This is a genomic window from Dyella sp. EPa41 (genome assembly GCF_016586165.1).
GTDB lineage: Bacteria > Pseudomonadota > Gammaproteobacteria > Xanthomonadales > Rhodanobacteraceae > Dyella.
The window spans coordinates 26560-36445 of the sequence record NZ_BCPR01000047.1; the positions used below are offsets into that span (position 1 = coordinate 26560).

13 protein-coding genes are annotated in these 9886 nt (G+C 66.8%); 8 read left to right on the forward strand and 5 right to left on the reverse strand.

All coding sequences use genetic code 11. The features are described from left to right. Positions 1-55 precede the first annotated feature (55 nt). The 4 genes from JMF82_RS14815 to JMF82_RS14830 all read left to right on the forward strand — a co-directional run bounded on the left by JMF82_RS14815 (position 56) and on the right by JMF82_RS14830 (position 3483). On the forward strand, positions 56-1009 hold the full coding sequence (locus JMF82_RS14815) for a LysR family transcriptional regulator (protein ID WP_236585492.1): 954 nt from the start codon (positions 56-58) through the stop codon (positions 1007-1009). 105 nt (positions 1010-1114) lie between these two features. Next, entirely contained in the window at positions 1115-1825 is a 711-nt protein-coding gene (locus JMF82_RS14820) for an SDR family oxidoreductase (RefSeq protein WP_201315330.1), read from the forward strand. Between the two features lie 54 nt (positions 1826-1879). After that, positions 1880-2116, forward strand: coding sequence for a 4-oxalocrotonate tautomerase family protein (locus JMF82_RS14825; protein ID WP_201315331.1), 237 nt, complete (start codon positions 1880-1882; stop codon positions 2114-2116). A 173-nt stretch (positions 2117-2289) separates the two neighbouring features. Then, on the forward strand, positions 2290-3483 hold the full coding sequence (locus JMF82_RS14830) for a YbfB/YjiJ family MFS transporter (RefSeq protein ID WP_201315332.1): 1194 nt from the start codon (positions 2290-2292) through the stop codon (positions 3481-3483). Positions 3484-3507: 24 nt separating this feature from the next. On the opposite strand, the gene JMF82_RS14835 is transcribed toward JMF82_RS14830, so the two are convergent. Together JMF82_RS14835 and JMF82_RS14840 are read right to left on the reverse strand one after the other, a co-directional pair. Next, positions 3508-3828, reverse strand: a complete 321-nt coding sequence (locus tag JMF82_RS14835; protein WP_201315333.1) for a hypothetical protein — start codon at positions 3826-3828, stop codon at positions 3508-3510. Positions 3829-3966: 138 nt separating this feature from the next. Then, complete coding sequence (locus JMF82_RS14840) at positions 3967-4377, reverse strand: organic hydroperoxide resistance protein (RefSeq protein WP_201315334.1); 411 nt, start codon at positions 4375-4377, stop codon at positions 3967-3969. 298 nt (positions 4378-4675) lie between these two features. Here JMF82_RS14840 and JMF82_RS14845 point away from each other — a divergent pair, with 298 nt between their 5' ends. Genes JMF82_RS14845 through JMF82_RS14855 form a run of 3 tightly spaced genes read left to right on the forward strand, consistent with a single transcriptional unit; the run spans position 4676 to position 7311 of the window. Next, positions 4676-5218, forward strand: a complete 543-nt coding sequence (locus tag JMF82_RS14845; protein WP_201315335.1) for a redoxin family protein — start codon at positions 4676-4678, stop codon at positions 5216-5218. A 39-nt stretch (positions 5219-5257) separates the two neighbouring features. Continuing rightward, positions 5258-5998 carry a response regulator gene (locus JMF82_RS14850; RefSeq protein WP_201315336.1) on the forward strand — a complete coding sequence of 247 codons (741 nt, stop codon included), beginning with the start codon at positions 5258-5260 and terminating at the stop codon, positions 5996-5998. Continuing rightward, positions 5995-7311 carry a HAMP domain-containing sensor histidine kinase gene (locus JMF82_RS14855; protein ID WP_201315337.1) on the forward strand — a complete coding sequence of 439 codons (1317 nt, stop codon included), beginning with the start codon at positions 5995-5997 and terminating at the stop codon, positions 7309-7311. The genes JMF82_RS14850 and JMF82_RS14855 overlap by 4 nt, the downstream gene beginning before the upstream one ends. Before the next feature lie 54 nt (positions 7312-7365). Here the strand turns inward: JMF82_RS14855 and JMF82_RS14860 are convergent, their stop codons facing one another. Then, positions 7366-8178: an SDR family oxidoreductase gene (locus JMF82_RS14860; protein WP_201315338.1), complete on the reverse strand. Its 813-nt coding sequence runs from the start codon at positions 8176-8178 to the stop codon at positions 7366-7368. A gap of 119 nt (positions 8179-8297) precedes the next feature. Here JMF82_RS14860 and JMF82_RS14865 point away from each other — a divergent pair, with 119 nt between their 5' ends. After that, on the forward strand, positions 8298-9236 hold the full coding sequence (locus JMF82_RS14865) for a GlxA family transcriptional regulator (RefSeq protein ID WP_201315339.1): 939 nt from the start codon (positions 8298-8300) through the stop codon (positions 9234-9236). Between the two features lie 3 nt (positions 9237-9239). Here JMF82_RS14865 and JMF82_RS14870 read toward each other — a convergent pair whose 3' ends face one another. Beyond that, positions 9240-9440, reverse strand: a complete 201-nt coding sequence (locus JMF82_RS14870) for a hypothetical protein (RefSeq protein WP_201315340.1) — start codon at positions 9438-9440, stop codon at positions 9240-9242. 14 nt (positions 9441-9454) lie between these two features. Further along, on the reverse strand, positions 9455-9886 hold a 432-nt coding region (locus tag JMF82_RS14875), incomplete at its 5' end, for a DUF899 family protein (RefSeq protein ID WP_201315341.1).

Sequence of the window (9886 nt, forward strand, 5' to 3'; positions counted from 1 at the left end):
CGCGGATCACCTCACGTCGCCACGAGAGCCGTCGCCTATGGATCGTCTCGATGCCATGAAAGTCTTTGTCGCGGCACTCGATGAAGGCAGCCTCGCCGGGGCGAGTCGAAAGACCGGCCGTTCGGCCGCGGCCGTGAGCCGCGCCATCGCATTCCTCGAGGAGCACGTGGGCGTGCCGTTGCTGCACCGGACCACGCGTTCGCTCAAGTTGAGCGAAGCCGGTGAACGTTATGCGACGGCTTGCCGGAGGGTATTGGCGGACCTCGAGGAGGCCGATCGCAACGCCGCCGGCGAGCGTTCCGTGCCGCGCGGCACGCTGACCATCACGTCCACCGTGTTTGCCGGCGTGGAAATCCTGCGTCCCATCGTCGATGCGTTCATGGACGAGTACCCCACGGTCGGCGTGCGCATGTACATGCTGGAGCGGGCGGTGAACCTGATCGACGAAGGCATGGACCTCGCCCTACGCATCACGCACCTGGCCGATTCCACGCTGGTTGCGCATCGCATCGGCGAAGTGCGCCGCGTGGTGGTGGCTTCACCGCGTTACCTGGCGACGCATCCGCACATCAAGGAACCGGCTGACCTCGCCAAGCACGCGATCGTGACCATGGCGCACATGGGCCAGGATTCATGGAGCTTCCCGCCGCCGGAAGGTTCGTCCGTGCCGCGCTCGGTCTCGTTCACGCCACGGCTGGTGATCAACAACGTGCGCGGCGCGATCTCCTCGGTGGTGGATGGCCATGGCGTGTCGCGGCTGTTGTCGTACCACGTGGCGCCGGAAATAAACCGTGGCGACCTGCGCATCGTGCTGGCGGATGCGGAGCCCGCGCCCATACCGGTGAATCTCGTGTCGCCCTTCGGGCGGCTGGCGGTGCCCAAGGTGCGCGCCTTCGCGGATTTTGCGCTGCCGCGCCTTCGCGCCCAGTTCGCGGCGCTCACGCCCGCTCCGGAAGCACCGCCACCGGCGCCGATTCGTACGCGGCGCGGAAGAATGTCTGCCGGATAGCAGGGATTCGCTAATCGCTGTTGCACGCCTAGATTGACGGACGTCGGACCTGTCGGCCCGATCGGCATCACGCCGACATCCATGAATCTTCGGAGTCAACACATCATGAACAATGCACGCAAAGTGGTAGTGATCACCGGCGCCTCGCAGGGCATCGGTGCCGGGCTGGTCCAGGCATTCCGCGATCGCGACTATCGCGTCGTCGCGAACTCGCGTTCGATCAAGCCGTCGAACGATCCCGACATCCTGGCGGTGCCGGGCGACGTCGCCGATCCGGAGGTGGCCAAGCGCCTCGTGGCAGAGGCGGTGGCGCGTTTCGGCCGCATCGACACCCTGGTGAACAATGCCGGCGTCTTCATGGCCAAGCCGTTCACGGCGTACACCGCCGAAGACTACGCCAGCACGCTCTCGGTCAATCTCAACGGCTTCTTCCACATCACCCAGGCCGCGATCACCGAAATGGAGAAGCAGGGCAGCGGCCACGTGGTGAACGTCACCACCAGCCTCGCCGACCATGCGATCGACGGCGTGCCGTCGGTGCTTGCCTCGCTGACCAAGGGTGGCCTCAACTCGGCCACCAAGTCGCTGGCCATCGAGTACGCCAAGCGCGGCATCCGCGTGAACGCCGTATCGCCCGGCGTGATCAAGACGCCGATGCATGCACCCGAGACGCACGAATGGCTCGCTGCCCTGCATCCGGTCAATCGCATCGGCGAGATCGGCGACGTCGCGCAGGCCGTGATCTTCCTCGAGACCTCGAACTTCGTGACGGGCGAGATCCTCCATGTCGATGGCGGCCAGAGCGCCGGCCACTGATCCATCCATGGGCGGGCGTTCGCGCCCGCCCTCCGAAGCCAACGGAGAGACACCATGCCTTTCGTCAATATCAAGGTCACCCGCGAGGGCACGGCACCCGATCGTCATGCCGTCACGCCCGAGGAAAAGGCGGCGCTGATCAAGGGCGTCAGCGAGTTGCTGTTGCAGGTGCTGAACAAGCCGCTGGACTCCACCTTCGTGGTGATCGACGAAGTGGAGATGGAAAACTGGGGCTGGGGCGGCTTGCCCGCCGCCGAGTTCCGCAGGCAGCGAAGCGCCGGAAAACCCTGACGCGCGCCGCCTTGGGTGTCGCCGCCTTGTTCGATCGAGGCGGCGGGATCGTGCGTCTCGGCCACGACGCAAGGCCGCGAAGCACACGCGAGAACTGATTTCTGTCAGCCGTACCTGTCCGCGACTGGGCAATAGTCGTGGACGCATCTCCCTCGACTCGCAAGACCACCTCCATGCATGCATCCCAATCCGCCGGCTGGCGCGCGACACTGGCCGGCTTCAGCGCCAGTCTCGTCGGCATCGGCCTGGCTCGCTTCGCCTACACGCCGCTGTTGCCCGCCATCATCGACGCCCACTGGTTCGCGGCTTCGTCGGCGGCGTATCTCGGGGCGGCCAACCTGGCCGGCTATCTTGCCGGTGCGCTCCTCGCGCGCCGCATGGCGCGTTCACTGCGGGCGGCGAACGCCATCAGGCTGATGATGGTGCTTGCCACGCTGGCATTGTTCGCGTGCGCGATGCCGGTGTCCTTTGCCTGGTTTTTTGCGTGGCGTTTTGCCTCCGGGCTTTCGGGCGGCGTGTTGATGGTGCTGGCGGCGCCGACCGTGCTTCCGCTGGTGCCGGCGTCGCGCCGTGGGCTCGCCGGCGGTGTCATCTTCATGGGCGTGGGCGCGGGCATCGCGCTTTCGGGGACGGTGGTGCCGTTGCTGCTGCGCCAGGGTTTGACCGCGACATGGCTGGGGCTCGGCGCGATGGCGGCGCTGCTTACGCTTGCCTCATGGAGCAGCTGGCCGAAAGACAGCGTGCAGCAAGCCGCTGCGCGACAGCAGGTGCCTGTGCATCGCAACGGCAGGCTGCGCGTGCTTTATGCCGGCTATGCGCTCAATGCCGTGGGCCTGGTGCCGCACATGGTTTTCCTGGTCGATTTCGTGGCGCACGGTCTCGGCCTGGGTTTGCATGCGGGTGCCCAGTACTGGGTGCTGTTTGGCATCGGCGCCGTGATGGGGCCCTTGGTCACGGGGCATCTGGCCGACCGGACCGGATTCGCGCCGGCGTTGCGCCTGGCGTTTCTGGTCGAGGCCGTGGCCGTGCTGCTGCCGGCCCTGGGCCTGGGCAAGTTCGCGCTGATGTTGTCGAGCGTGGTGATCGGTGCCTTCACGCCGGGCATCGTTCCACTGGCGCTGGGGCGCGTACACGAGCTGCTGCCGCATCATCCGCAGGAACAGAAAACCGCCTGGGGCGCGGCCACCACGAGCTTCGCCGTGCTGCAGGCCATGGCGGCCTATGGCATGTCGTTCCTGTTCGCGCACAACGGTGGCGACTATCGCGACCTGTTCGTCATCGGTGCGATGGCCATGGCATTGGCGCTTGCGATCGACCTGGTGGCATCCGTCGTGGCCGGGGACAAGGAACGCTCCCCGGCCGGTTAGCCGGATGCAAGCATGGACGCTTGTTCAGAACTGCTCATTCGCGTCCTGGTCCACGGTCGATGCCACCTTGTTGATGGTCGCGTTGCTTGCCACGCGAACCGGCTGCGGCGCCAGCTGCGAGGGATAGTCCACGTTCCAGTTGCTGCGGCTGGCCGCTTCATCGCGTGCCTGGGTCGGCACGATCTTCGCCTGCAGCGCGGCCTGATAAGTGGTCGACGCCGGCTGCGGCGCAGCCTCGTGGGCGGTGGCGAAGCCGGAGACGGCGAGCGCCATGGCGCCGAGCCACAGCGACTTGATGGCGCGGTTGCGAGCGGAGGAGATCGTGGTGGACGTAGGAATGTTCATGGTGTGCTCCAGGGGAATGGCTGTGGGGGCGGCGGCCGGGCGGTGTCGCGATGGCCGCGACACCTTGGGTATTTCGCTGCCCGGACGGGATCGGTTACAGGACGACCAGCGGTTTCCGCGCGATGAGGAGGGCTGGTTTCAGACGAGCGTGAAGGCGACGTCGATGTTTCCGCGTGTCGCCTTGGAATACGGGCAGGTCTGGTGCGCGGCTTCGATGAGCGACTGCGCCACCTCACGGTCGAGGCCCGGCAACGCCACGGTGAGACGCGCCTGCAGGAAGTAGCCGGTCTCGCCATTGCCCAGGTCGATCTCGGCGGACACGCTGGTGCCGGCGGGCAGGGCGATCTTGCGGGCGCGGGCCGCGTGGTTCATGGCGCCGATGAAGCAGGCCGACCAGCCCGCGCCGAACAGCTGCTCAGGATTGGTGCCGGCGCCGTTGGAACCCGGCGTCGAAAGCTTCACGTCGAGGCGGCCGTCGTCGCTGCGGCTCTGGCCGTCGCGGCCGCCGGTGGTGTGGGTCTTGCCGGTGTAGAGGATGCTGTTGGACATGGTGGTTTCCTTGGGAAGATGGGGTCCGGGCTGGTGATCAGCCGGTGTGCCCAGGAAACCGCCGGCGCGTATCTCCGATGTGTCCCGCAACGGGCCAAAACGCGTCGAAATGTGTAGCCGCGGGTGGTGGATACACTCCGATACAAGCCCGCCCCGGCCAGGCGTCGCGGGCACCGGGGCTGCTGCTACAAAGCGATACAAAAAGCCGGCCGGGCCGACATGCCCGGGATAAACGGGGTTGTTCCAATGCGCATACGCCGCACATCCCGCGGCGCCCCTCATGTCCTGGAGACACGCCATGATTTCCCTTCGTTATGCCGCTGCCGCCCTCGCCCTCGTGGCGGCACTGTTCGCCGCCTGGCCCGGCACCGGCAGCGTCGCCAACGCCGGAACGCCGGTGGCCTCATCGTCGGCCCCCGGTTTCGACGGCGCGACGCGCTGGTTCAACTCTTCGCCGTTGTCGATGGATCAGCTGAAGGGCAAGGTGGTGCTGGTGGAGTTCTGGACGCGCGAATGCATCAACTGCCTCCACGTGCTGCCGCATACCAAGGCGCTGTATGAGCGGTACGCCGGCGATGGCCTGGTCGTGGTCGGCGTGCACACGCCCGAGTACGACGAAGAACGCGACCCCGCGGCGTTGAAGGCGGCCATCCATCGCCTGGGCATCACCTATCCGGTGGCCATGGACAACGACAACCGCGTGTGGAATGCCTACGGCAACCAGTTCTGGCCGGCCATCTACCTGATCGACCGCAACGGGCAGGTGGTGTATCGCCACGTGGGTGAGGGAAACTACGAGCAGACCGAGGCCGCTGTCCGCAAGCTGCTGGGCAAGGCCTGACGTATTCCCACCGCACGCCATCCAACCCACGGAGACGGCATGGAACATGTCGACCACATCCTCGTCGTCGATGACGACCACGGCATCCGCACCGGCATCGTCGACTACCTGCGCAAGAACGGCCTGCGCGCCACCCCGGCCAGCGATGGGCGGGAGATGTTCGCGCAGCTGGACACCTCGGCCTTCGACCTGGTCGTGCTCGACATCATGATGCCGGGCGACGATGGCCTGGTGCTGTGCCGCAACCTGCGCGGCGGCAAGCATCGCCACGTGCCCGTCGTGCTGCTGACGGCGCGCGACGATGAAACCGATCGTATCATCGGCCTGGAAATGGGCGCGGACGACTACGTCACCAAGCCGTTCTCGCCCCGCGAACTGCTGGCGCGCATCAAGGCGGTGATCCGCCGTACGCGCATGCTGCCGCCCAACCTGCGCGTCACCGAAACCAGCGAGACGATCTCGTTCGGGCGCTGGCGACTGGACACCACGGCGCGGCACCTGCTGGACGAGGACGGCACGGTGGTATCGCTGAGCGGCGCGGAGTTTCGCCTGCTGCGCGTGTTTCTCGATCACCCGCAGCGCGTGCTCTCGCGCGACCAGCTGCTCAACCTCACGCAGGGCAGGGATGCGGAGCTGTTCGACCGCTCCATCGACCTGCTGGTGAGCCGCCTGCGCCAGCGCCTGCTCGACGGCGCCAAGGACCAGGCCTACATCAAGACCGTGCGCAGCGAAGGCTATGTGTTCAGCATGCCGGTGACCGTGCACGGGTCGGACGCATGAACGCATCCGCCGCCACGCGCCGAAGCTGGCTGCCGCCCAGCATGGCCGCGCGCCTGTACGTCATCATCTTCGCCGGGCTGATGCTGGCGCAGGGGTTGTCGTTCGCGCTGCTTTACTTCGAGCGCATGCAGAGCGCGACGGCGGTGATGTTCAACACGCTGGAGCACGACGTCGGCACTTCCGTCGCCGTGTTCGATCGGCTGCCGGCGCCGGAGCGGCCGCATTGGCTCAACCGGCTGGAGCGCGACAATTACTTCTACATCCTCGGCGCGGGCGAGCCGGGGCATACGCTGGAGACGCCGCGGTCGAAGGGCGCGGTCGGCATGATCGCCCGCGAAGTCGGGCCCGATTACCACGTGTACGGCAACACCATCTCCATGGCGCCGGAACGCTACCAGGTGCACTTCACCCTGCACGATGGCGCGCCGCTGACGCTGGAGATCACGCCACGCATGAAACCCGTGGCTTCCTGGCTGCCGTTCGTGTTCGTGCTGCAGGTGGTATTGCTGCTGCTGTGCACGTGGCTTGCCGTGCGGTTGGCGACACGCCCGCTGGCGACGCTGGCCGAAGCGGCCGACGCCATGAAGCCCACCGCCGACGGCCCGCGCATGCCGCAGGACGGCCCCACGGAAGTGGCGCGCGCGGCCCGCGCGTTCAACACCATGCAGGACCGCATCGCCCAGCACCTGAAGGAACGCCTGCATATCCTCGCGTCCATCTCGCATGACCTGCAGACGCCGATCACGCGCATGCGCCTGCATGTGGAGGCGCTGGACGAATCGCCCGAGCAGAACAAGCTGCTCGATGACCTGCGCGAGATGGAACATCTCGTGCGCGAGGGCGTGACCTATGCGCGCAGTGCGCATGGCGGCTCGGAAACGCCGGTGCGCATCAATCTCGGGTCCTTCCTGGAAAGCCTCGCGTTCGACTACCAGGACGTCGGGCAACCGGTGTCGTTGTCCGGCAACATCGAAGGCACGCCCACGGTGCGCGCGCAGGCGTTGCGGCGCGTGCTCGGCAACCTCGTGGACAACGCGATCAAGTACGGCGGCTCGGCCGAGATCGGCGCCAAGCACGATCCGCATGGCGTGTTGTGCATCACCGTGTCCGATCGCGGCCCGGGCATTCCCGAGCAAGAACTCGAACGCGTGCTGCAGCCGTTTTACCGGCTGGAGGCTTCGCGCAACCGCGGCACGGGCGGTTCGGGCCTTGGCTTGGCGATCGCCGCGCAGTTGACCAGTTCCATCGGCGGGCAGCTGCAATTGAGCCGCCGTGATGGCGGCGGACTCGTCGCAACGGTATCGCTGCCCTGACCACGATGCGCTCCCCGAAGGGAGCGCATCGTTCCTGGCCCGAGCGGTCAGCGCTCAGGCAACCTGTTTGCGCCCGACACCGTAGCGAGCCGCGGGCTGGGCGTGCGAAAGGTTCGGTGCCAGCTGCTTGCGCGCACCTTCGAAGGTCGCCCATTCGGCCGCTTCAGGCAGTGCGGGGATGGTCACGAGTTCGCCCTGGTCGAGTCCGGCCAGCGAGGCGTCGACCATGTCCTCCGAGCTCATCACGATCTGGGTCGGCAGGTGTTCGATCGGCACGCCGGCCACGCCCCAGAATTCGGTGGCCGTGGCACCCGGCAACACCGCCTGCACGCGCACGCCCTTGCCGGCCAGTTCGTGGTGCAGCGACTGGCTGAAAGCCAGCACATAGGCCTTGGTGCCGCCGTACACGCCGTTGAGCAGCTCGGGCGCAATCGCGACGATCGACGCGATGTTGATGATGGTGCCGCCGCCGCGCGCGACAAAGCCCGGTGCCGCCGCGTGGGTAAGGCGGGTCAGCGCGGTCACGTTGAGCGAGATCATCTCGTCCATCGTGTCGATGTCCGAGTCGAGCAGCGGCGCGCCTGCGCCGAAGCCGGCGTTGTTCACCAGCGTGGTGATGCTCTGGTCCTTGCGCAGCAGGTCTTCGACCCTGGCCAGTTCGGCCTTGTTGTTCAGGTCGGCCGGAAAGACCTGCACCGAGCGCCCGGTGGCGTCGGTGAGGCGCGTCGCCAGCTGGTTGAGACGATCGCGATTGCGCGCGACCAGGATCAGGTCGTAGCCGCGGCGCGCCAGGCGATCGGCGTAGACCGCGCCGATGCCGGAGGACGCGCCGGTAACGAGGGCGGTGCCGAGGTGTTGGGTGTTCATGAACAAGGCTCCAAGTGGCCGGCGGGATGCCGGTTTCCTTGCCGCCTGTTGTACGCCGGCGTCGAAATGGCTTAAATGTCGTATATACCACGTTTCAGGACATTGGTCCGGAGGCCCCCATGCAGCGCATCGGTTTCGTCGTCTTTCCAGGCTTCCAGGTCATGAGCCTGGCGGCCGCCTCGGTGTTCGAGTTTGCCAACCTCGTCCTGGAGAAGACCGTCTACCGCGTCAGCCACGTATCGGAGCAGGGCGGCATGACCGGCAGTTCGCTCGGCATGGCGATGCAGACCGAACCGTTCTCGCGCAAGCGCTTTGACACCTTGCTGGTGTGCGGCGGCACCGGCATTCCCGAAACCACGCCCGGTTTGCTCGCCTACGTGCGGCGCTCGGCCAGGAGCACGCGACGGATGGCGTCCATCTGCACGGGCGCTTTCATCCTCGCCGGGGCGGGGCTGCTCGACGGACGCCGCGCCACCACGCATTGGCTGCTCGCGCGCGACCTGCGCCAGCGGTTTCCGGCGGTGAAAGTGGAGGACGACCGCATCTTCATCATCGACGGCGACATCTGGACGTCCGCCGGCATGAGCGCGGGCATCGATCTCGCCCTGGCCATGGTGGAAAAGGACCACGGCGCCGAAGTGGCGCATGGCGTCGCGCAACAGCTGGTGGTGTACCACCGGCGCGCAGGCGGCCAGTCGCAGTTCTCCGCGCTGCTGGAACTGGAGCCCAAGTCCGACCGCATCCAGAGCGCGTTGAGCTACGCGAGAAGCCACCTGCAGTCCGGGCTGTCGGTCGAGGAGCTCGCGGCGGTGGCGAACCTGAGCCCACGGCAGTTCAGCCGCAGTTTTCGCGCCGAAACCGGGCAATCGCCCGCCAAGGCCATCGAACACCTGCGCGTGGAAGCGGCGCGCCTGATGATGGAGCAGAGCCGCCACCCCGTCGAAGTGGTGGCTCGCGAAACGGGCTTTGCCGATCGCGAGCGCATGCGCCGTGCCTTCGTGCGTGCCTTCGGCCAGCCGCCGCAGGCGATTCGCCGGCTGGCCTCCGCGGGCGCGTGAGGCTCAGCTTCCGTTTGGACGGCTGTCCATGCGGACGGCAGGCATGCCGCGCGTACCGTTGCCGCGCTGCGGCGCCTGGTTTTCGGCCGTGGCGGTGGTTTTCTTCCTGCGTCCCAAGGTCCGCAACGACACCGCGGTAATGCCGCCCGCCGAACCGGCACCGCCGAGTACGAGCAGCAGGGTTCCTATGCATGCCGGGCACATGGCGCGTCCTCCTCTCAATGGCTGGAACAGCACGAAGGCTTCTTCGCGACATGCGGCCAGTCGCCGACGCCTCCCGGCAGCATGTCGAAGAAGTGCCAGAGCGAGCAGAAGTCGTCGCCGGGACTGAAGCCGGTGTCGGACACACGCTTGATGGCGTCGCCTTCGCGCCGGAACACGGACACGCCCGGCAACCATCCTCCGCTGTTGGACACGTAGCCCATGTCGGCGGCGAATTCCGTGCCTTCATGGCTCACGATGGGGAACTTCCAGCCGCGGCTTTCGGCGAACTTCTTCTGGACGCCGGGGCGATCGGGGCTGGTGACCACGAAGCCCGCGCGCGAAACGACGTGCTGGTGGATGCCGTTGTAGCCATCCGCCCACAGCGTGCAGTACGAGCAGGCCGCGCCCATGTTGTGGATGAGGATGAGGTCTTCATGGTCGCCGAA

Bases quoted from the DNA above. Each gene is read 5' to 3' on its own strand.
- JMF82_RS14870 (WP_201315340.1), bottom strand. From the start codon at position 9,440: ATGTGCCCGGCATGCATAGGAACCCTGCTGCTCGTACTCGGCGGTGCC.
- JMF82_RS14835 (WP_201315333.1), bottom strand. From the start codon at position 3,828: ATGAACATTCCTACGTCCACCACGATCTCCTCCGCTCGCAACCGCGCC.
- JMF82_RS14830 (WP_201315332.1), top strand. From the start codon at position 2,290: ATGCATGCATCCCAATCCGCCGGCTGGCGCGCGACACTGGCCGGCTTC.
- JMF82_RS14820 (WP_201315330.1), top strand. From the start codon at position 1,115: ATGAACAATGCACGCAAAGTGGTAGTGATCACCGGCGCCTCGCAGGGC.
- JMF82_RS14860 (WP_201315338.1), bottom strand. From the start codon at position 8,178: ATGAACACCCAACACCTCGGCACCGCCCTCGTTACCGGCGCGTCCTCC.
- JMF82_RS14850 (WP_201315336.1), top strand. From the start codon at position 5,258: ATGGAACATGTCGACCACATCCTCGTCGTCGATGACGACCACGGCATC.
- JMF82_RS14845 (WP_201315335.1), top strand. From the start codon at position 4,676: ATGATTTCCCTTCGTTATGCCGCTGCCGCCCTCGCCCTCGTGGCGGCA.
- JMF82_RS14855 (WP_201315337.1), top strand. From the start codon at position 5,995: ATGAACGCATCCGCCGCCACGCGCCGAAGCTGGCTGCCGCCCAGCATG.
- JMF82_RS14840 (WP_201315334.1), bottom strand. From the start codon at position 4,377: ATGTCCAACAGCATCCTCTACACCGGCAAGACCCACACCACCGGCGGC.
- JMF82_RS14815 (WP_236585492.1), top strand. From the start codon at position 56: ATGAAAGTCTTTGTCGCGGCACTCGATGAAGGCAGCCTCGCCGGGGCG.
- JMF82_RS14865 (WP_201315339.1), top strand. From the start codon at position 8,298: ATGCAGCGCATCGGTTTCGTCGTCTTTCCAGGCTTCCAGGTCATGAGC.
- JMF82_RS14825 (WP_201315331.1), top strand. From the start codon at position 1,880: ATGCCTTTCGTCAATATCAAGGTCACCCGCGAGGGCACGGCACCCGAT.